We start from the raw sequence: 19,181 nt of genomic DNA on the forward strand, positions 1-19,181 counted from the left end.
GCTTGGTCCGCTGCTTGGTCCGCTGCCTGGTCGGCTCAGCGGGCGGTGGCGATGACGCTGACCGGCGGGTCGCCGTGCGTGTACAGGGTGTCCACGACCACCTTCAGCCCCGGGTTGGCCCTGACCCGGTCGTAGGCCCGCACCTTGATCCGGTCCCGGTCGAACTCGATGCGCTCCCTGTTGTTCGGCTGGTACCGGACCCAGGTCTCCTCCCCGATCATCGGCCCCGCCGTCCCGCGCAGCTTCACCGTGATCGAAGCCAGGAACGGCGCCGCCCCGTCGGGAAACACGTGCACCCCCACGGTGTAGCTCGCCGCCCGCGTATGCCCGTGCTGGTCGACACTCTGCAGCCCGAGGTCGACGTGGGCGATCTCCCCGCGAGCGGTGACCGCGTTGGCGCCGGGTTTCCGGCCGAATCCGAACATGCCCGGGACGCTAGCCCCTCACCCCACCACCCGCGATCATGTGCCCGACACTGCCGCCCTCCGGTTCCCACCGCCCCCGACCAGTTGACCTTGGACGTTTTGCCCGCCTATAGCCGGCCAAAGTGTCCAAGGTCAACACACACCGCCCACCCGGCGGACGCAGCGGCCTTCGTCCGCGGCTGCCTCGGTCGGTCTGCGGGCCGGCCGTGTACGGCTCGGCGGGCAAGCGGTGTGGCGTCCGGTGAACCGCCAGCCGCGGCGCGGTCCGAGCAGGCGCCGGTCGAGGGCGCCGGTCGAGGACGCCGGTCGGAGGCGGCGGTCGGAGGCGGCGGTCGGAGGCGGCGGAAAGGGGCCGGGCCACCCGCGAGGCGCCGCCGCACGCCTCGCGCCAGGTCTCGAACCGACGGCCATTCCCGACGCGGCAATCAGGAAGCCGGCCGCCAGAGCAACGGTGGAAGGCGGGGATGGTGCGGAGCCAGGTGGTGCGCAGCGGGGCGGCCGGCGACCGAGCGGCAAGACGGCAGGCAGAAGGGCCCTGGTCACCGGGGCGGGGCCGGCTGAGCGATGGAGGCGAGCGGCCGGCAGAGGCCCTGCGGACGACCGAGGCGGTGGTCCGTCGGGCGACGGGGCGAAGCGGCATCGGGGGTGCGCGAGGCGGTCGAGCCCGGCGAGGCGGTCGGCAGCGGGCCGGCCCGAGAAGAGCGGTGGACCAGGCCAAGGCGGCGGCAGTTGCCCGGTAGGACAGGAGCGGTAGACGGACCGGGCTGGCTGGGCAGTGGAGCAGCAGGAAGAGCGGCGGTGCACGGGGTCGGGACCCCGTGGCCAGCGGCACAGAGGCGCGCGACACGCGGGCGAGATGGCGCCGGTGGTCAGGAGGGTGGGTCTTCGCGGGGCGCGCCGAGCAGCACCTCATCGAAGCGCGGAGCGGGTGGATCGGTGGACAGGGCGAGGCGGTGGACGGTCGCCTGGCAGGGAGAGCCGAGGCGACGGGCCGGGCGGCGGGCGCGCGGCACAGGCGGTGGGCTGGCGGGACAGCAGTGCAGGCAAAGTGCGGGCGGGGCGATGGTCAGGTGGGTGGTCTCCGCGGAGAGCGGCGAACAGCACCTCGTCCTCGGGCTCGGCGGGCCTGGCGGGCTCGGCGGACACGGCGGGACAAGAGCGGGCGGGGTGGTGGTCAGGTGGGTGAGTCTTCGCGGGGCGCGGCGAGCAGCACCTCATCGGGGCGCTGAGCGGGCGGATGCGTGGACTGGCCAAGGTGGTGGATGGTCGGCTGGCAGGGAGAGGCGCGGTGACGGGCCGGGCGGCGGGCTCGCGGCACAGGTGATGGCTCGCGGCACAGGTGGTGGCTGGCATAGGCGCGCGAAGCGGGCGGGCGGTAAAGGGCTCACGGCATAGGCGGTGGGCTGGCGGCACAGCGGTGCGGAGCGGGCGGGGCGGTGGGCCGGCGGCGCAGCGGTGCGGAGCGGGCGGGGCGGTGGGCCGGCGGCGCAGCAGCGCGTGCAAGGTGCGGGCAGGGCGATGGTCAGGTTGGTGGTCTCCGCCGGGGCCCGGCAAGCAGCACCTCGTCCTCGGGCTCGGCGACCCTCGGCGACCCTCGGCGGGCCTCGGCGGACCCGGCGGACCCGGCGGAGAAGTGCGGGCTGGGTGGTGGTCAGGTGGATGGGTCTTCGCGGAGCGCGGCGAGCAGCATCTCGTACTCGGACTCGGCGGCCTCGGCGGGCCCCGTGGGCTCGGCGTGCTCGGCGGGCAGGGCGGACCCGGCGGATTCGGCGGGCTGGGCCGAGGGCCGGTCGGGGTCGGGCGGGTCCTGCTGGTGGGACTGGAGGTGGCGGGGGGTCAGCTCGACCTGGGGCGGGGTGGGCAGCGGGTCGGCGCTGATGCCGAGCTCGGCGAGCCGGCGGGCGCTGACCAGGACGCGGGCCTCCAGGGAGCCGACGGCCCTGTTGTATGACGACACGGCCGTGCCCAGGGCGGTGCCGACCTTGGCGAAGTGGTCGCCCATGGTGGCGAGGCGGGCGTAGAGCTCGCGGCCGGTCCGGTGGACGGCGAGGGCGTTGTGGGCGAGCGACTCCTGGCGCCACGCATAGGCGATGGTGCGCAGCAGGGCGACCAGGGTGGCGGGGGTGGCGAGGACGACGTTGCGGGTGAAGGCGTGCTCGAGCAGGGTCGGGTCGTGCTGGAGCGCGGCGTCGAGGAACGTGTCGGCGGGCATGAACAGCACGACGAACTCGGGGGCGGGCTCGAACGCGGCCCAGTAGGACTTGGCGGCCAGGGCGTCGACGTGGCCGCGCAGGTGCTTCGCGTGCTGGGTCAGGTGGGCGGTGCGGCCGGCCTCGTCGCGGGCCTCCATCGCGCTCAGGTAGCCCTCGAACGGGGCCTTGGCGTCGACGACGACCTGGCGGCCGCCGTGCAGGCGCACGACCAGGTCCGGGCGCACGACGCCGGTGTCGGTGGCGGCGGTGACCTGCTCGTCGAAGTCGCAGTGCTCCAGCATGCCGGCGGCCTCGACGATGCGGCGCAGCTGGTGCTCGCCCCACCGGCCGCGGATCTGCGGGGCGCGCAGCGCCGAGACCAGCTGGCGGGTCTCGGTGCGCAGCTCGCCCGAGACGTCGTGCATGGCGCGGACCTGCTCGCGGAGTGACTCGTAGGCGCCGACCCGGTCGCGCTCCAGGTCGGCGACGCGCCGCTCATAGCGCAGCAGCGCCTCGTGCAGCGGGGCGACGGCGTCGGCGACCGCGTCCTGCGTCTGGTCGCGGGCCTCGTAGGTGAGGGACCGCAGCGACGACTCGAGCCGGGCCTCGCCGTCGCGGGTGGCCTGCAGGGTCGCCTCCAGCTTCGCCACATCGACGGCCGCGCGTGACCGCGCGGCGAACCAGCCGAGCGCGGTGCCGGCGGCGAGCCCGATGAGGAGGCCGAGGATCAGCAGCAGTTCCACGGGTATCAGCATGCACGAGGGGTGTGACAGAAAATGGGTACCGTCAACCTCATGGAGACCTGGATCGTCCTCACCCTGCTGGTGCTGGTCGTGATCGCCCTGGTGGCCGTGGTCGCGGGCGGGCGGCGCAAGCGGGCCCGGCAGGAGCTCGCCGACGCGCGTGAGGACGCCCTGCGCTGGTACGAACGCCTCGGCGGCCAGGTGATGAACCTGACCGGGGACGCCCCGGCGGTCCGCCAGGCGCTCGCCGACGCCGGGGAGCGCTACACCGCCGCCGGCGCCCAGCTGGAGCGCGCGACCTCGGTGAAGCAGTACGAGCTGGTCCGCGAGACCGCCCTGGAAGGGCTCGCGTACGCGCGGGCGGCCCGGGTGGCGCTCGGCATCGACCCCGGCCCGGACCTGCCGCCGCTCGCCGGGGGCCGCACCGGGCAGCTGACCAGGGAGCGTGAGGTCGACGTGCAGGGCCACCGGTTCCGGGCCGGGCCGCAGCCGGGCGACGCCACGCCGTACTACTACCCGGGCGGCATGGTCGCCGGTCGCGGGGTGCCGGCCGGCTGGTACTCCGAGCCGTGGTGGAAGACCGCGCTGGTCGCCGGCGCGTGGGGGGTCGGTTCGCTGCTGGTGTTCGACGCCCTGTTCAGCCCCGCGTGGGGCGACACCGGCTACGACGCGGGCTTCAACGCCGGCTTCGACCAGGGATACGACCAGGGATACGACGCGGGCGACGCCGGAGACGCCGGAGACGCGGGCCAGGACTACGACCCGGGCGCGGACGCCGGCTTCGGCGAAGCAGGAGACGCCGGAGACGGCGGTTTCGATGCAGGAGGCGACTTCGGCGACTTCGGCGGCGATTTCTGACGCGCAGCCGGCCCGTCAGTACCGGCTGCCCTGCGCCCCCCGCGCCGCCCGCTCCGCCAGCGCCAGGTCCGACGCCGCCGCCCGCGCGAACGGGCTGTTCGCCCCCAGCAGCTGCGCGTACACCGACTGCGCCGCCCGGTACTCGGTGACGGCCTCGTCGAGCCGGCCCAGGTCGTGCAGCACGCTGGCCAGCCGGTGCCGCGACACGGCCGTGTCCAGGTGGACCGGGCCCAGCAGGTGCAGCCGGCTGCCCAGCACCGCCCGGTGCTCCGCCTCGGCCTCGGGCAGCCGCCCCGCGTGGTGCAGCGCCGAGGCGAGCAGGCTGCGGCTCATGAGGGTGTCGCGGTGCTCCGGGCCGAGCAGCCGCGCCCGGGCCCGCATGACCGTGCTGTGCTCGTCGATCGCCCGGTCGAGCTCGCCCATGTCCTGGTACACCTTGGCGAGGTTGCTCCGCGAGATCAGCGTCTCCTGGTGGTTGCTGCCCAGCACCCTGGTCCGCGCCTCGAGGACCCGCTGGTGCTCGCCCTCGGAGCGGGTCAGGTCGCCCAGCTGGTGGTAGATCGTGGCGAGATGGCTGCGGCTGGTCAGCGTGTCCGGGTGGTCCTCGCCGAGGATGCGCATCCGGGCGGTGAGCACCTCGTCGCACTCCACCAGGGCCTCGGCCAGCCGGTCCAGGTCGCGCAGCACGGTCGCGTGCTGGTCGCGGGCGGTGAGGGTGTCCGGGTGGTCCCAGCCGAGGGCGTGCGCGCGGGCGTCGACGATCTCGCCGTACGCCTCCTTCGCCTCCTGCAGCTGGCCCCGCCAGTGCAGGTCGGTCGCCCGCTGCCAGCTCGCCGAGTCGTCGTAGACCCGCGGGGCGGGCGACGGGCGGCGGCGCGGCTCGGGATTGGGCCACTGCTCCGGGTCGGGCTCCGGCTCCGGGTCGGTCCTGGCGTGCTGCGCCGGGATCGCCGCCGAGCCGGCACCCGCGGGCGGGCCGAAGACCGGCGCCGCGGTGCCGAAGCCGGGCGCCGGCGGCCGCATGACCGGCGGCCGGGGTGCCGGGGGCGGTGGCGGCGCCTGCCGGTGCGGCTCGGGCCGGCTCGGGATCCGCACCGGCTGCGGCTCGAAGATCTCGTCGTCCACGTACGGGTCGGGCTCCGGCTCGAACGAGTCGGGCGAGAACCGTTCGGGCACGAACCGGTCCGCCGGCGCGTTCCCGGCGGGGCCGTTGCCGGCCGGGGACAGCACCACGTCGGGCACCTCGATCGGTGACTCGAGGCCGCGCCGGCGCAGCTCCCGCTTGAGCGAGACGATCGCGTCGGAGATGCCGTCGCTGGCGTCGCCGAGCCGCCACGCCACCGCCATCACCGGCCGGTCCAGCGCGATGCTCAGCTGCCGCACCGAGCTCAGGATCGAGTCGTCGGGGGAGGCGTTGACGATGACCAGTGCCGCCTGGAACGCCGCGGTCTGGCCGACCAGCAGCGCCTGGTACGTGCTCTGCATGCGGGCGATGGAGAACCCGGTGCCGGCCCGGATGTCGACGATGATGTGCGACTCCGACATGGCGATCGGCCCGAGGAAGTACCCGAAGACCGGCTGGAGCTTCTGCCCCTCGCGCCCGGCCGCCTCGTACAGCGCGGCGTTGGCCCCCTCGTGATACGCGATCGCCTGCGGGGCGTGACCGCGGATGAGCTGCACGAACCGGTCGTAGGCGCCCTCGGCGTCACCCTCGAGCTGAGCCTTGCCGGCGGAGGCGAGGCGCTCCTCCCGGTCGGTGGAGCGGACCACGATCGTGCCGCCGGACAGTCCCGCGAGCCCCACCAGCACGCCGGCCGCGACGAGGGCGGCAGCGCCGGCGGTGCTGCGGAACTGCATCGTGGTGAGCACGCCCAGCGCGACCAGGGCGAGCCCGACGAGCACGACGGTGAATCGGGTCTGGCTACTCCATCGTCCGCCAGTCATCGGTCCTCTTCTACGCGATGTTCGCGATGATGCAAGCCCGCAGCAACGAGAAAGATCCGCAGCGTGACAAGAATCCTCCCACGAATGAACCAGTCCACGGTAGATCGCGCCCGTGAACCCTGCCATTCACGTAGTCCCGAATATAAAAGTGTCAATTACGCGACAGAACGCTCGTGCTCCAGCAGCCAGCGCTTCACGGGCAGCCCCCAGCGGAACCCGCCCAGCGTCCCGTCGGTGCGCAGCACCCGGTGGCACGGCACGAACAGGGCGGCCGCGTTGCGGGCGCAGGCCTGCGCGGCGGCCCGGATCGCGGGCGGGCGGCCGGCGAGCGCGGCGAACTCGCGGTACGTCACCGGCGCGCCCGCCGGCACCGAGCGCAGCACGTCCCACGCGTGGGTGAGGAACTGCCCGCCGGCGCGCTGGCGCACGGGGACCGTGTCGATCGCCGTCAGGTCACCGTCCAGGTAGGACAGTGCGGCCTTGCCGGCGTCGCCGACGTCGTCGCGCCGCCGCAGGTCCGTCACGTCGACGAACGGCGCGAGCGTCGCCAGGTCCGCGGTGAACCCGCTGGCCAGCACCGCGCCGTCGCCGTCCACGACGATCGTGAGCGGCCCGGCGGCCGTCGGGGTGGTCGAGTAGTACAGCATCAGCAGCTCCTCCAGAGTCTGATCACGGCGTAGGAACGCCAGGGCCGCCAGCGCTCGGCGTGCGCGGCCAGGGACTTCGGGTCGTCGGGCAGGCCGAGGGCGCGCGCGCCGCGCAGCACCCCCAGGTCGGTCGGCAGGAACGCGTCGGGGTCGCCGAGGGCGCGCATCGCGGTGTACTGGGCCGTCCAGTCGCCGATGCCGGGCACCTCCTTGAGCCGGGCGGTCGTCTCGGCGCGGTCGCCGCCGCCGTCCAGCTCCAGGTCGCCGCCGGCGACCGCGGCCGCCAGGGCCCGCAGCGTGCGCCGCCGGGCGGTGGGCATGGCGAACGCGTCGTCCGGCAGGTCGAGCAGCTCGGCGGCGGTCGGGAAGGCGTCGCCGGTGACGAGCCGGCGCAGCACGGTGCGCGCCGCGGCGACGGAGATCTGCTGCCCGACCACCGCACGGACCGCGATCTCGAACCCGTCGGTGGCGCGCGGCACCCGTACCCCCGGCTCCTTCAACACCATCGGCGCCAGCAGCGGGTCGTCGCCGAGCGTGGCGTCCACGGCCGCCGGGTCGGCGTCCAGGTCGAGCAGGCGGCGGCAGCGGGCCACCGCGGGCGCCAGGTCGCGCAGGTCGGCGAGGTGCAGCGTGGCCGCGACGTGGCCGTCGCCGGGGCGCAGCACGGCGGTCCCGGAGCCGTGCGGCAGGCGCAGGTTGCGCCGGTACGCCTCGCCCTCGCGCCCGTCGATGCCCTCGATCGCCCGGTCACCGAGGAACGACAGCAGCGCCTCGGCGTGCAGCGGCGCGCGGAACGGCAGCCGCACCTGCACCACCCCCGGATCCTGTTCCGGCTGGGTGCGCCGGATCCGCAGGTCGGAGGGGGTGCGGCCGTAGATCTCGCGGACCGTGTCGTTGAACTGCCGCACGCTGCCGAACCCGGCCGCGAACGCGATCTCGGCGAGCCCGAGCCGGGTCGTCTCGATCAGCACCCTGGCCGTCTGCGCGCGCTGCGCCCGGGCCAGCGCGAGAGGGCCGGCCCCGACCTCCGCGGTGAGCATGCGGTGCAGATGTCGTTCGGTGTACCCGAGCCGCCCCGCCAGTCCGGGCACCCCGTCCCGGTCGACGACCCCGTCGGCGATCAGGCGCATCGCCCGGCCGACCACGTCGCCGCGCACGTCCCAGGCCGGCGAGCCCGGCGCGGCGTCCGGCCGGCAGCGCAGGCAGGCGCGGAACCCCTCCCGCTGCGCCGCGGCCGCCGTCGGCAGGAAGCGGACGTTCTCGGCCTTCGGCACGATCGCCGGGCACGACGGCCGGCAGTAGATCCTCGTCGAGGTGACCGCGGTGACGAAGACCCCGTCGAACCGCGCGTCGCGGCTGGTCGCCGCCTTGCGGCAGGTATCGAAGTCCAGTTCCATGCCACCCATCCTGCCCCCCAGGTCCGCCCCTCGGCTGGCGGCTTTCGGACCTGGGTGTCGGGTGGTCGTGGGCTGTCCGGTACCGGACCGCCCGGTGGCACATTTGCGGGATTCAGCCGATCGGGCGGTTGTCTAAGTTGGTCCCACCAGCGAGAAACAAACGGCCCCCCAGCCGAGATGGAGATAAGCACCATGAGCGAGTACGACACCGACGCGACCGCCGGCACCGACGAGGCCGGCACCGGCTACGGCGAGTCCGAGATCATCACGCTGCAGGGCGAGGACGGCTCCACGATCTACGCCGTCGACGTCGACCACGACGGCGACGCCGAGGCCGCCGGGCACGACCGGGACAACGACGGCCAGCTGGAGGAGATCGCGCTGGACACCGACGGTGACGGCACGCTCGAGACGACGATGGTCGACCTGGACGGCAACGGCACGTTCGACGCCGTGCTCACCGACACCGACGGCGACGGGGTCAAGGACGTCGCGGCGCTGGACGCCAACGGCGACGGCCTCGTCGACCGCGTGGTCGCCGACACCGACGGCGACGGCGTCATCGACACCGACGTCAGGGACGAGAACTTCGACGGCGTCGCCGACTCCGTCTCCCAGGACAGCGACGGCGACGGCGACAGCGACGTGACGGTCACCGACACCGACGGCGACGGCACGTTCGAGACGGTCCGCTACGACGACCCGACCACCAACCCGCTCGCGCAGGCCTGACCCGCGCCGCACGACCGGCACCCGGCCGCCCCGACCGAGGGGCGGCCGGGTGCGGGTCAGGTGTGGTGGCGGCGCGACAGCCAGGTCGCGCCGAAGTCGACCAGGGCGCGCTGGCGCATCAGCCGGGCCGTGCCCGACCCGACCGGGCCCACCCGCTCCAGCCCCGTGATCGCCGCGAAGTCCTTGCCGAGCGGCTCGAACAGCGACGTGTCGTCGGCGAGCTCCACGTACTCGACCCAGCGCCGCTCGCCGCCGACCAGCACCGGCGAGCCCTGCCGCAGCCGCCGCGGCGGGTGCGGTGTCCGCGCCCGGTACTCCGCCAGGTGCAGCGACGTGTTGTTGTCGTGCCCCACGCCCAGCAGCAGCACCCAGGCGTCCGCCTCGTAGAGCCGCGCGAGGGGCGAGCCCTCGCCGAGCCCGTCGTCGAGCGTGTGGCCGTCGGTGATGCGCCGCGCGTCCGGCCCGTGCGCGGCGAACGACACCGTCGGGTGGGCGCTGCGCAGTACACCCGGAAAACTGCGGAAACACTCGACGACGGCACCCATGAAGTAGGTCGGCGTGGTCCGCGGGTCGAAGGCCGGCGTCTCCGACCGGATGACCTCCCACCAGGACTGCGGCACCGCTGGGTTGCCCCAGTCCGACGGCTCCGTCAGGTGCCGCGAATGCGTCGGCATCACCAGCGTGCCGGCCGGCCCGACCGCCTCCAGCAGCGCCGTCACGACCGCCTGCGCGCCGCCGGCGACCCAGCCGAGCCGCGACAGCGACGAGTGGACGATGACCGTCGCGCCGGCCGGCAGGCCGAGCGTCGCCAGCTGCGCGACCATGCCGCGGACGGTGCCGGGCACGGCCGCCCGGGCGACGGCGTCCTGCTCCACAACCGGCACTCTAGCCGCTGGAAACCGGTGGATACTGGTCGCCATGGTCGAGTGGGTGCTGTCCGGGTTCGGCGACGAGATCGACGAGGATCCACGGATCCAGCTGGCGGTGCTGCGCGCGCTGGGCGCCTCCCACGTCGAGGTCCGCAGCGCCTGGGGCGTCAACGTCGCCGACTTCGACGCCGAGCTGACCACCCGCCTGGCCGCGCTGCTCGCCACGCACGACATGGCGGTGTCGGCGGTCGCGTCCCCGATCGGCAAGAGCGGCGTCTACGACGACCCCGACGCCGAGCTGGCCAGGCTGCGCGCCGTGATCACCCTCGCGCAGCGGTTGCGCAGCCGGTACGTGCGGATCTTCTCCTTCTACCGCCCACCCGGCATCGACGTGGCCGCGACCCGCGACACCGTGCTCCGCCGGCTGCGGGCCTTCGCCGACCTCGCCGAACGGGAGCGGGTCGTGCTGGTGCACGAGAACGAGAAGGACATCTACGGCGACGTGCCGGCCCGCGTGCTGGACCTGGTCGAGTCGGTCGGCTCGCCGGCGCTGCGGGTCGCCTGGGACAACGCCAACTTCGTGCAGGTCGGGGTCCGCCCGTTCACCGACGGCTACGCGATGCTGCGCCCGCACCTGGAGTACCTCCAGGTCAAGGACGCCCTGTTCGACGGCGGCGCGGTCGTGCCCGCCGGCGAGGGCGACGGCGAGCTGCCGCAGACCGTGGCGGCGCTGCGCGCCGACGGCTGGAGCGGGTACGCGTCCCTGGAGCCGCACTTGGCCGACCCCGCCGACCCGGCCCGGACCGGCCCCGCCGGCTTCGGCCGGGCGGCGCGGGCGTTCGCCGCCCTCACCGCCGCGGCCGGCGTCACGTTACGCTGATGACCAGGTCCGGGTCGACGGCCAGGGCGATCATCTGCTCGACGGTGACCGGCAGCTCGGCCCGGCCACCCGGACGGAACAGGCTGAAGTTGCGCACCTCGACGGTGACGCCGGTCCCGTCGGCGGTGGTGACGTCCACCCGCGCGATCCGCTTGCCGCCCTCGTCCTGGAAGTACGGCATGACGACGACCTTCTCGCCGTGCGGCCCGGCACGCACCTCGCACCGCTCCCGGTCCGCCGCGTCGCCCGGGCACTGCTGGAACTGCCCGATCCCGTAGCCCGGCGGCCACGGCCGGCCGTCCTCGGCGAGCGGGCCGATCGGCTTGCCCACGGCGACCGCCACGGTCCCGATACCGGCGGCGTCGCGCAGGTCCGGTCCGGTGACGAACCTGGCGGCGTACCGGTCGGCGGCCCCGCCCGGCGTGCCGAACTCGAACGGCCCGGTCGCCTGCAGGTTGACCGGCGTGTCGAGGAACGTGGTGCCCTTCGCCGCGGCGGCCCGCAGGTGCCGCTCGACCGCGCCGCTGAGCCGGGCCGCCTGGGCGGCGTTCCAGGCCTCGGCCGGGACGCCCGGGGTGGCGGTGGTCCCGTAGCCCGGCGTCGGCGACGTCTCGGCGCTCGGCGGTGCCGCGCTCGACGGCGGCCTCCTGCTGGGCGGCGGGTCGGGGATGCCGCCCTGCCCCGGCGCCGTCGCGGCAACGAATCCGACGACGCCGAGCGTGGCCGTGACGGCGAGGCTCGCGCCGGCCATGGTGAGGCGCCGCCGGATCCGTCCGCCGCGCACGATCCCGTCGACGTCGAGCCGAGGCGGGGGACCGGGCTCGGCATCAATGGCAGCGTCGAACTGCGCCCGGATGCTCATGCCGTCACCTCCACTGCGCTCCGGCGCCGGCCTCGCGGGCCTCCGCTGCGCTCCGGCCCGCTCATGCCTGCTCCTTCGCCGCGCGCAGCGTCGTCAGGCCCTTGGCCGCCTGGCTCTTCACCGTGCCGGTGCTGATGCCGAGCAGCTCCGCCGTCTGCTCCACGGACAGGTCGCAGTAGTACCGCAGCACCACCACCGCGCGGCGGCCCGCCGGGAGGCACTGCAGCAGGGCGAGGAGGTCCTGCCGGTCCTCGACACCCGAGGGGTCGACGTGCACCCCGTCGGGCAGGACGTCGAACGGGTCCTCCCGCCGCCACGGCCGCCGGCGCTCGTCGAGCCACGCGTTGGTCAGCACGCCCCGGGCGTACGCGGCCGGGTTGTCCGCCGCGCTCACCCGGCGCCAGTGCCGGAACAGCTTCGTCAGCGTGATCGACACCAGGTCGTCGGCGGCGTGCCAGTCGCGGCACAGCAGATACGCGGTCCGGCGCAGCTGGTCGCCCTGTGCGGCGACGAACGCGCGGAACTCTGCCTCCATACCCAGGACGACGACGGGGGCGGCGCCGCGGGTTGCCCGCGCCCGCACTGGCGGCTTGCCGACTGTGTCCGCGCGATGTCGTTGCTACGGTCCGTAGTCATGCGGCTCGCGACGTACAACGTGGAGAACCTGTTCGCCCGCGCCAGGGCACTCGACCCGGCCGACCCCGCGAAGGGCCAGCCGGCGCTGTCAGCGTACGAGGAGTTCAACCGCGTCGCCGCCCAGCCGGTGTACTCCGAGGACGACAAGGCCACGATGCTGGCCGCCCTGGAGACGCTGCGGGTGTTCGTGCGCACCCGCGCCGGCCGGCGGCCCAACCCGGACCTGTTCGGCGACGCGTTCGCGGTGCTGCGGGAGAACCGGGGCGACTTCCTGGCCGCGCCCACCGACGCCGAGCCGCGCATCGTGGCGACCGGCCGGTCGTCCTGGAACGGCTGGGTCGACCTCATCGTCGACCCCGTCGACGAGACCGCCACCCGGATGACCGCCCGGGTCGTCGCCGACGTCGCCGCCGACGTGCTGTGCGTGGTGGAGGCCGAGAGCCGCCCCTCGCTGGTGCGGTTCAACGAGGAGCTGCTCGGCGGCCGGTACGCCCACGCCATGCTGGTCGACGGCAACGACCCGCGCGGCATCGACGTCGGGCTCTACTGCGTCGCCGGTGTCGGGATCGACTGGGTGCGCAGCCACGTCGACGTGCCCGACCCGGTGACCGGCCGCCGCCTGTTCAGCCGCGACTGTCCCGTGTACCGCCTGCTGCTGCCGTCCGGCGAGGTGCTGTACGTCCTGCTCAACCACCTGAAGAGCCAGTCCTTCACCAGCGGCGACCCGGACCCGCTGCGGACCCGGCAGGCGACCCAGGTCCGGGCGATCTACGACGGGCTGCGCGCCGCCGGCGCCGAGCACGTCGCGGTCATGGGCGACTTCAACAAGCGCCCCGACCACGCCTCGCTGCGGCCCCTGCTCGGCCCCGACTCGCCGCTGGTCGACGCGTACACGCTGCCGGCGTTCTCCGGCCTGTTCGACCCGCTGGACCGCGACCGGGAGCGCCCCGGCAGCTTCCAGTCGTGCACGATCGGCAACCGGCTGGACTACATCCTGCTGTCGCCGGAGCTGGCGCGGCGGGTCACCGACGGCGGGGTCTTCCGCCGCGGCCTGTGGGGCACGCCGTCCAACGTGAAGCGGCCACGGCTGTGGGACGCGTACCCCGAGATCACCGCCGCCCGGCACGCCGCGTCCGACCACGGTGCGGTCTGGGTCGAGGTTGACCTGTAGCTTTTACGCGTGGCACTCAGCATCGGCATCGTCGGCCTGCCCAACGTCGGCAAGAGCACCCTGTTCAACGCGCTCACCAAGGGCGACGCGCTCGCCGCGAACTACCCGTTCGCGACCATCGAGCCCAACGTCGGCGTGGTCGGCCTGCCTGACCAGCGGCTCGCCCGCCTCGCCGAGCTGTACGACTCGCAGAAGATCATCCCGGCGCCGGTGTCCTTCGTCGACATCGCGGGCCTCGTGCGCGGCGCGTCCAAGGGCCAGGGCCGCGGCAACGCGTTCCTCGCCAACATCCGCGACGCCTCCGCGATCTGCCAGGTGGTGCGCGCCTTCGCCGACCCCAACGTGGTCCACGTCGACGGCAAGATCTCCCCGGCCGACGACATCGAGACGATCAACACCGAGCTGATCCTCGCCGACCTGCAGACGATCGAGAAGGCGCTGCCCCGGCTGGAGAAGGAGGCGAAGGTCCAGAAGCAGCGCGCCGGGGTCGCCGCCGCCGCGAAGGCCGCCGCCGACCTGCTCAACGGCGGCACCACCCTCTACGCGGGCGCCGCCAAGGCCGGCATCGACGTCGCGGAGCTGCAGGAGCTGCACCTGCTCACCGCCAAGCCGTTCCTGTACGTGTTCAACGTCGACGAGGCCGGCCTCGCCGACCCCGCGTTCCTGGACGAGCTGCGCGCCCTGGTCGCCCCCGCCGAGGCGATCTTCCTCGACGCGAAGATCGAGTCGGAGCTCACCGACCTGGACGAGGAGGAGGCGCTGGAGCTCCTGGCGTCCATCGGCCAGCCGGAGCCCGGCCTGCACCAGCTGATCCGGGTCGGGTTCCGCACCCTGGGCCTGCAGACCTACCTGACCGCCGGCCCGAAGGAGACCAGGGCCTGGACGATCCCGATCGGCGCCACCGCCCCGGAGGCCGCGGGCGTCATCCACTCCGACTTCCAGCGCGGCTTCATCAAGGCCGAGGTGGTCAGCTTCGACGACCTGATGGCCGCCGGCTCGCAGAACGCCGCCAAGGCCGCCGGCAAGGTCCGCATCGAGGGCAAGGACTACATCATGCAGGACGGCGACGTGGTCGAGTTCCGCTTCAACGTCTGACGGGCAGCAGTGCGTCCAGGTCGACCGTCACCGCGAACGGCCTGGACACCCGCAGCTCGCCGCGATGGACGCCGGTCGGCGCATACAGCCGGGTGGGTTCGTCGAGCTCGTACGTGTGCACGACCGGCAGAGACTGCTCTTCCTCGACCCGCCAGTAGTGGGCGATGCCGGCCTCCGCGTACTTGCGGAGCTTGACCGTCCGGTCGCGGTACGCCGATTCCGGCGAGACCACCTCGACCACCAGCAGCACCGTGTCGGGCGTGAAGTAGGTGTGGCGGGGGGCTTCGGGGAGGTGGTCGAGGTCGTCGGCGAGCCACCCCTCCAGCCGGGGTGGGCGCATCCAGTCGGGCACGGCGGTCATGCCGTCACCGTAGCTGGCCGGTGACGGTCCGGGGTTTCAGGCGGCGCCGGCGATGATCGTGCGGTAGAGGTCCTCGATCCGGGCGGCCAGGGTGACCTCGCCGGGGGACAGGTCCGACATACCGGGCACGCGCAGGCGGATCTGGGTGCGGCCGTCGAGACGGCGCACGTCGGGGCGTACCTGAAGCGCGTCAGCGACGATCTTCATACGCTCGGTGAGTGCCGCATGCTGGGAATCGTCCAGGTGCAGCGTGCGGCGAATCTCTCCGCCGTCGTGCGTCCAGCCTTGCAACAAGGCCAGCGCATCGCTGAGATAGTCACGGTGCTGTTCGCTCCGCCGGGCCCGCATGTCGACCTACCCTCCCGCGGCATCGTTGCCGGCTTGTGGCCGTTTCGAAGCCTGCCCGTCATCAACGGTGACTGCAAGTCTCCTGGGCGACTGGTGGATCTGTCCACGGCCACATTTCCCTCGTCTGGTGAACAACAGGGCAGAGCCAACCACCGGAACTTCATTTCGATCTGGCACCCTGGTTGCCCGTGCAGACCGAACGGTTGATGCCAAGGATCATCGTCGGCGCCGCGATCATCTCGGATGGTCGCGTCCTGGCCTGTGAGCGAGCCTTACCGCCCGAAATGGCCGGAAGGTGGGAGTTTCCCGGGGGGAAGGTGGACCCGGGGGAGACGGAGGAGCAGGCGCTGGTCCGTGAGTGCCAGGAGGAGCTCGGGGTCGAGGTCGAGGTCGGCGCCCGCGTGGGCGATGACATCACGATGCTCGACGGCGCCGCGATTCTCAAGGTCTACCTTGCCCGGCTGGTGAACGGGGCGATGCCCGTACCGCTGGAGCACAGCGACATCAGGTGGCTGGCGGGCGACGAGCTCGACTCGGTGCCGTGGCTGCCGGCCGACGCACCGATCGTCGTGGCGCTGCTGCCGTTGCTACCGTCGACGCCGTGACCGTCACCTATCCCGAGATCGGCGCCACCCGCGAAGGCCCCCTGCCGGCCGGCTACCACCACGTGACCCGCCGGGTGAGGGTCGGGCAAGGGCACGAGGCGTTCGTCGCCGCAGCGGACGCCCTGGCCCGCTGGCAGCCGCAGCGCGGCGCCGGGCTGCGGCTGCGCAGCGACGCCGACCGGGTCGCACTCGGTGGCCGGTTCTCGACCGGGATCGGCGTGGGGCCGCTGCGGCTGTGGGTGCCGTGCCTGATCGTGTGGGTCGTCGACGAGCCGGAGCGGTACGGGTTCGGCTTCGGCACGCTGCCCGGGCACGTGGAGATGGGCGAGGAGTCGTTCCTGCTCAAGGTCGAGCCAGGCGGCGAGGTGTGGTTCGAGATCAGGGCGTTCAGCCGGCCGGCCAAGTGGTGGGTCCGGCTCGGCAACCCCGTGGCGAAGCTCGTCCAGTCACGGGTCACCGACCGCTACGCGAAGGCCATGCAGAAGGCGCCCCGGCCGTAGCCGGGGCGCCCTCGGTGCGACGGGTCAGTGGCCGTCCCCGCCGGGGCCCGACGGGTGCTGGTACCGCAGCTGCTCGGGCGGCAGCGGGAACACCTGGTCGTCGCCGAACGGCGAGCTGGCCGCCGCCCGGTCCAGGGTGAGCTCCGCCACCGTGAGCTTGCCGTCGGCGCCGACCGGCGCCTCCTGCGGCACGGGGCCCTCCTGGTGCCAGTTGCTGCTGGTGTCCGCGACCGCGAGATCGCCCGACTGCGTCTTGCTGCTCGACACGGGGCGCGCCGGCACGGGCTCGTCCAGCTGGTCACGACGGAAGATCTTGCGTCCGAGCCAGGTCACCGGGTCGTACCTCCGATCGACAACACGTTCCTTCATCGGGATGATCGCATTGTCAGTGATTTTGATGTGCTCGGGGCAGACTTCGGTGCAGCACTTCGTGATGTTGCAGTAGCCCAGGCCCTGCTCCGCCTGCGCCAGCTCCTTGCGGTCGTCACGGGCGTCGAGCGGGTGCATGTCCAGCTCGGCGGCCCGGATGAAGAACCGCGGACCCGAGAACGCCGGCTTGTTCTCCTCGTGGTCCCGGATCACGTGACACACGTTCTGGCACAGGAAGCACTCGATGCACTTGCGGAACTCCTGCGAGCGCTCCACGTCGACCTGCTGCATCCGGTACTCGCCGGGCGCGACACCCGCCGGCGGCGCGAACGCGGGCAGCTCGCGGGCCTTCTGGTAGTTGAAGTTGACATTGGTCACGAGGTCACGGATGACCGGGAACGTCCGCAGCGGCGTCACCGTCACCGTCTCGGACTCCTCGAACGTCGACATCCGGGTCATGCAGCCCAGCCGCGGCTTGCCGTTGATCTCCATCGAGCAGGAGCCGCACTTGCCGGCCTTGCAGTTCCACCGCACGGCCAGGTCGGGGGTTTGGGTGGCCTGCAGCCGGTGGATGACGTCGAGCACGACCTCGCCCTCGTTGACCTCCACCTGGAAGTCCTGCAGCGAACCGCCGGTGTCGTCGCCGCGCCAGACGCGGAAGTGGCGTTTGGTGCCCATCACAGCTCCTCGTCGGTCATGTACTTGGCGAGCTCGCTCTGGTCGAACAGGCCCTGCAGCTCGGGACGCATCACCGGCAGCGGCTTGTGCTCCAGTCGTACGTCCTCACCGTCCAGGGAGCAGACCAGGTTCACCTTGCGCCACTTCGGGTCCATCTTGGGGAAGTCCTCGCGGGTGTGCCCGCCGCGCGACTCCGTGCGCTCCAGCGCCGCCTTCGCCGTGCACTCCGACACGATGATCATGTTGCGCAGGTCCAGCGCGAGGTGCCAGCCCGGGTTGTACCGGCGCCCGCCGCTCACACCCACCTTCTTGACCCGCTCCTTGAGCTCCGCCAGCCGCGTGATCGACTCCCGCAGCTCGCCGTCGCGCCGGATGATGCCGACCAGCACGCCCATGATCTCCTGCAGGTCGTGGTGCAGGACGTACGGGTTCTCCCCGGCGTCCGCCCGCGCGAGGGGCGCCAGCGCCGTCTCCACGGCCGCGTCGACCGCCGCGGCGGACGGCCGGCGCCGGCCGATCCGGTCGGCGTGCGCGGCCGCGTGCTCACCGGCCCGCTTGCCGAACACCAGCAGGTCCGACAGCGAGTTGCCGCCGAGCCGGTTGGAGCCGTGCATGCCGCCGGAGACCTCACCGGCCGCGAACAGCCCGGCCACCGAGGCCGCGGTCGTGTCGGCGTCGACCTCGACGCCGCCCATCACGTAGTGGCAGGTCGGGCCGACCTCCATGGGCTGCTTGGTGATGTCGACGTCGGCCAGCTCCTTGAACTGGTGGTACATCGACGGCAGCCGCTTGCGGATCTGCTCGGCCGGCAGCCGGCTGGCGATGTCCAGCAGCACGCCACCCGCCTTCGTGCCGCGGCCCGCCTTGACCTCGCTGTTGATCGCCCGGGCGACCTCGTCACGCGGCAGCAGCTCCGGGGGGCGCCGGTTGTTGTCCGGGTCGGAGTACCAGCGGTCGGCCTCCTCCTCGGTGTCCGCGTACTGCTTGCGGAACACGTCGGGCACGTAGTCGAACATGAACCGCTTGCCCTCGGTGTTGCGCAGCACGCCGCCGTCACCGCGGACCGACTCCGTCACCAGGATGCCCTTGACCGACGGCGGCCAGACCATGCCGGTGGGGTGGAACTGCAGGAACTCCATGTTGATCAGCGTCGCGCCGGTGCGCAGGGCCAGGGCGTGGCCGTCGCCGGTGTACTCCCACGAGTTGGAGGTCACCTTGTACGACTTGCCGACGCCGCCCGTCGCCAGGACGATCGCGGCGCTCTCGAACAGCACGAAGTCGCCGGACTCGCGGTAGTAACCGAACGCGCCGGACACGGCGCCGTCCTCCACGAACAGCTCCGTGATCGTGCACTCCTGGAAGACCCGGATGCGCGCCTCGTAGTCGCCGTGCTCGGCGAAGTCCTCCTGCTGCAGCGACACGATCTTCTGCTGCAGCGTGCGGATCAGCTCCAGGCCGGTGCGGTCGCCGACGTGCGCCAGCCGCGGGTACTCGTGACCGCCGAAGTTGCGCTGGCTGATCCGGCCGTCCTTGGTGCGGTCGAACAGCGCGCCGTAGGTCTCCAGCTCCCAGATGCGGTCCGGGGCCTCCTTGGCGTGCAGCTCCGCCATCCGGAAGTTGTTGAGGAACTTCCCGCCGCGCATCGTGTCGCGGAAGTGGACCTGCCAGTTGTCGCGCGGGTTGACGTTGCCCATCGCCGCGGCGGCGCCGCCCTCGGCCATGACGGTGTGCGCCTTGCCGAACAGCGACTTGGAGATGATGGCGGTCTTCTTGCCGGCGAGCCGAGCCTCGATCGCGGCGCGCAGCCCGGCGCCACCGGCACCGATGACCACGACGTCGTAGGTGTGTCGCTCGATGTTCGTCATGGAT

At 73.0% G+C, this 19,181-nt stretch carries 18 protein-coding genes and 1 pseudogene; 7 read left to right on the forward strand and 12 right to left on the reverse strand.

Annotation, left to right across the window (positions count from 1 at the left end):
- Positions 1-35: 35 nt before the first annotated feature.
- On the reverse strand, positions 36-425 hold the full coding sequence (locus OP18_RS09380; protein WP_033358385.1) for a hypothetical protein: 390 nt from the start codon (positions 423-425) through the stop codon (positions 36-38).
- A gap of 1,789 nt (positions 426-2,214) precedes the next feature.
- Positions 2,215-3,360: pseudogene (locus OP18_RS09385) on the reverse strand (DNA recombination protein RmuC); the annotation flags it as partial.
- A gap of 51 nt (positions 3,361-3,411) precedes the next feature.
- Here OP18_RS09385 and OP18_RS09390 point away from each other — a divergent pair.
- Entirely contained in the window at positions 3,412-4,218 is an 807-nt protein-coding gene (locus OP18_RS09390; protein ID WP_033358620.1) for a hypothetical protein, read from the forward strand.
- A gap of 15 nt (positions 4,219-4,233) precedes the next feature.
- Here the strand turns inward: OP18_RS09390 and OP18_RS52195 are convergent, their stop codons facing one another.
- From OP18_RS52195 to OP18_RS09405, 3 genes are all read right to left on the reverse strand, one after another.
- Positions 4,234-6,162 (reverse strand): tetratricopeptide repeat protein, encoded by a 1,929-nt coding sequence (locus tag OP18_RS52195; protein ID WP_156089386.1) that lies wholly within the window; start codon positions 6,160-6,162, stop codon positions 4,234-4,236.
- A gap of 155 nt (positions 6,163-6,317) precedes the next feature.
- Positions 6,318-6,809: a methylated-DNA--[protein]-cysteine S-methyltransferase gene (locus OP18_RS09400; RefSeq protein ID WP_033358386.1), complete on the reverse strand. Its 492-nt coding sequence runs from the start codon at positions 6,807-6,809 to the stop codon at positions 6,318-6,320.
- Positions 6,809-8,206 carry a DNA-3-methyladenine glycosylase 2 family protein gene (locus tag OP18_RS09405; RefSeq protein WP_033358387.1) on the reverse strand — a complete coding sequence of 466 codons (1,398 nt, stop codon included), beginning with the start codon at positions 8,204-8,206 and terminating at the stop codon, positions 6,809-6,811. The genes OP18_RS09400 and OP18_RS09405 overlap by 1 nt, the downstream gene beginning before the upstream one ends.
- 192 nt (positions 8,207-8,398) lie before the next feature.
- On the opposite strand from OP18_RS09405, the gene OP18_RS60410 reads away from it, so the two are divergent.
- Positions 8,399-8,938: a hypothetical protein gene (locus tag OP18_RS60410; RefSeq protein ID WP_245635313.1), complete on the forward strand. Its 540-nt coding sequence runs from the start codon at positions 8,399-8,401 to the stop codon at positions 8,936-8,938.
- Positions 8,939-8,994: 56 nt separating this feature from the next.
- Here the strand turns inward: OP18_RS60410 and OP18_RS09415 are convergent, their stop codons facing one another.
- On the reverse strand, positions 8,995-9,813 hold the full coding sequence (locus OP18_RS09415) for an AAC(3) family N-acetyltransferase (protein ID WP_245635314.1): 819 nt from the start codon (positions 9,811-9,813) through the stop codon (positions 8,995-8,997).
- Positions 9,814-9,856: 43 nt separating this feature from the next.
- On the opposite strand from OP18_RS09415, the gene OP18_RS09420 reads away from it, so the two are divergent.
- Positions 9,857-10,687: a sugar phosphate isomerase/epimerase family protein gene (locus tag OP18_RS09420; RefSeq protein WP_033358388.1), complete on the forward strand. Its 831-nt coding sequence runs from the start codon at positions 9,857-9,859 to the stop codon at positions 10,685-10,687.
- Here the strand turns inward: OP18_RS09420 and OP18_RS09425 are convergent.
- Positions 10,674-11,549, reverse strand: a complete 876-nt coding sequence (locus tag OP18_RS09425; RefSeq protein ID WP_033358389.1) for a hypothetical protein — start codon at positions 11,547-11,549, stop codon at positions 10,674-10,676. The two genes, OP18_RS09420 and OP18_RS09425, sit on opposite strands and share 14 nt — an antisense overlap.
- Before the next feature lie 61 nt (positions 11,550-11,610).
- Positions 11,611-12,084 carry a SigE family RNA polymerase sigma factor gene (locus OP18_RS09430; RefSeq protein ID WP_033358390.1) on the reverse strand — a complete coding sequence of 158 codons (474 nt, stop codon included), beginning with the start codon at positions 12,082-12,084 and terminating at the stop codon, positions 11,611-11,613.
- A gap of 99 nt (positions 12,085-12,183) precedes the next feature.
- Here OP18_RS09430 and OP18_RS09435 point away from each other — a divergent pair, with 99 nt between their 5' ends.
- Both OP18_RS09435 and ychF read left to right on the forward strand, forming a co-directional pair.
- Positions 12,184-13,356 carry an endonuclease/exonuclease/phosphatase family protein gene (locus tag OP18_RS09435; protein WP_033358391.1) on the forward strand — a complete coding sequence of 391 codons (1,173 nt, stop codon included), beginning with the start codon at positions 12,184-12,186 and terminating at the stop codon, positions 13,354-13,356.
- A 9-nt stretch (positions 13,357-13,365) separates the two neighbouring features.
- Positions 13,366-14,451: a redox-regulated ATPase YchF gene (gene ychF, locus OP18_RS09440; protein ID WP_033358392.1), complete on the forward strand. Its 1,086-nt coding sequence runs from the start codon at positions 13,366-13,368 to the stop codon at positions 14,449-14,451.
- On the opposite strand, the gene OP18_RS09445 is transcribed toward ychF, so the two are convergent.
- Positions 14,441-14,812: a Uma2 family endonuclease gene (locus OP18_RS09445; protein WP_033358393.1), complete on the reverse strand. Its 372-nt coding sequence runs from the start codon at positions 14,810-14,812 to the stop codon at positions 14,441-14,443. The genes ychF and OP18_RS09445 overlap by 11 nt on opposite strands.
- 36 nt (positions 14,813-14,848) lie before the next feature.
- On the reverse strand, positions 14,849-15,160 hold the full coding sequence (locus tag OP18_RS09450) for a 4a-hydroxytetrahydrobiopterin dehydratase (protein WP_033358394.1): 312 nt from the start codon (positions 15,158-15,160) through the stop codon (positions 14,849-14,851).
- Positions 15,161-15,366: 206 nt separating this feature from the next.
- Between OP18_RS09450 and OP18_RS09455 the strand changes: the two genes are divergently transcribed.
- A complete protein-coding gene (locus OP18_RS09455; RefSeq protein ID WP_169788948.1) occupies positions 15,367-15,765 on the forward strand; it encodes a (deoxy)nucleoside triphosphate pyrophosphohydrolase in 399 nt (132 codons plus the stop codon).
- Positions 15,762-16,265, forward strand: a complete 504-nt coding sequence (locus OP18_RS09460) for a DUF1990 domain-containing protein (protein ID WP_033358395.1) — start codon at positions 15,762-15,764, stop codon at positions 16,263-16,265. Before OP18_RS09455 ends, OP18_RS09460 begins: the two co-directional genes overlap by 4 nt.
- Before the next feature lie 24 nt (positions 16,266-16,289).
- On the opposite strand, the gene OP18_RS09465 is transcribed toward OP18_RS09460, so the two are convergent.
- On the reverse strand, positions 16,290-17,312 hold the full coding sequence (locus OP18_RS09465) for a succinate dehydrogenase/fumarate reductase iron-sulfur subunit (RefSeq protein ID WP_033358396.1): 1,023 nt from the start codon (positions 17,310-17,312) through the stop codon (positions 16,290-16,292).
- Entirely contained in the window at positions 17,312-19,177 is a 1,866-nt protein-coding gene (locus OP18_RS09470; RefSeq protein ID WP_033358397.1) for a fumarate reductase/succinate dehydrogenase flavoprotein subunit, read from the reverse strand. The genes OP18_RS09465 and OP18_RS09470 overlap by 1 nt, the downstream gene beginning before the upstream one ends.
- Positions 19,178-19,181 lie beyond the last annotated feature (4 nt).

It is taken from the genome of Dactylosporangium aurantiacum, assembly GCF_000716715.1.
Classification (GTDB): Bacteria; Actinomycetota; Actinomycetes; order Mycobacteriales; family Micromonosporaceae; genus Dactylosporangium; species Dactylosporangium aurantiacum.

Excerpts from the sequence above, each read along its gene's own strand:
- OP18_RS09380 (WP_033358385.1), bottom strand. The coding sequence starts at position 425 with ATGTTCGGATTCGGCCGGAAACCCGGCGCCAACGCGGTCACCGCTCGC.
- OP18_RS09390 (WP_033358620.1), top strand. The coding sequence starts at position 3,412 with ATGGAGACCTGGATCGTCCTCACCCTGCTGGTGCTGGTCGTGATCGCC.
- OP18_RS52195 (WP_156089386.1), bottom strand. The coding sequence starts at position 6,162 with ATGACTGGCGGACGATGGAGTAGCCAGACCCGATTCACCGTCGTGCTC.
- OP18_RS09400 (WP_033358386.1), bottom strand. The coding sequence starts at position 6,809 with ATGCTGTACTACTCGACCACCCCGACGGCCGCCGGGCCGCTCACGATC.
- OP18_RS09405 (WP_033358387.1), bottom strand. The coding sequence starts at position 8,206 with ATGGAACTGGACTTCGATACCTGCCGCAAGGCGGCGACCAGCCGCGAC.
- OP18_RS60410 (WP_245635313.1), top strand. The coding sequence starts at position 8,399 with ATGAGCGAGTACGACACCGACGCGACCGCCGGCACCGACGAGGCCGGC.
- OP18_RS09420 (WP_033358388.1), top strand. The coding sequence starts at position 9,857 with ATGGTCGAGTGGGTGCTGTCCGGGTTCGGCGACGAGATCGACGAGGAT.
- OP18_RS09425 (WP_033358389.1), bottom strand. The coding sequence starts at position 11,549 with ATGAGCATCCGGGCGCAGTTCGACGCTGCCATTGATGCCGAGCCCGGT.
- OP18_RS09430 (WP_033358390.1), bottom strand. The coding sequence starts at position 12,084 with ATGGAGGCAGAGTTCCGCGCGTTCGTCGCCGCACAGGGCGACCAGCTG.
- OP18_RS09435 (WP_033358391.1), top strand. The coding sequence starts at position 12,184 with ATGCGGCTCGCGACGTACAACGTGGAGAACCTGTTCGCCCGCGCCAGG.
- OP18_RS09445 (WP_033358393.1), bottom strand. The coding sequence starts at position 14,812 with ATGACCGCCGTGCCCGACTGGATGCGCCCACCCCGGCTGGAGGGGTGG.
- OP18_RS09450 (WP_033358394.1), bottom strand. The coding sequence starts at position 15,160 with ATGCGGGCCCGGCGGAGCGAACAGCACCGTGACTATCTCAGCGATGCG.
- OP18_RS09455 (WP_169788948.1), top strand. The coding sequence starts at position 15,367 with ATGCCAAGGATCATCGTCGGCGCCGCGATCATCTCGGATGGTCGCGTC.
- OP18_RS09465 (WP_033358396.1), bottom strand. The coding sequence starts at position 17,312 with ATGGGCACCAAACGCCACTTCCGCGTCTGGCGCGGCGACGACACCGGC.
- OP18_RS09470 (WP_033358397.1), bottom strand. The coding sequence starts at position 19,177 with ATGACGAACATCGAGCGACACACCTACGACGTCGTGGTCATCGGTGCC.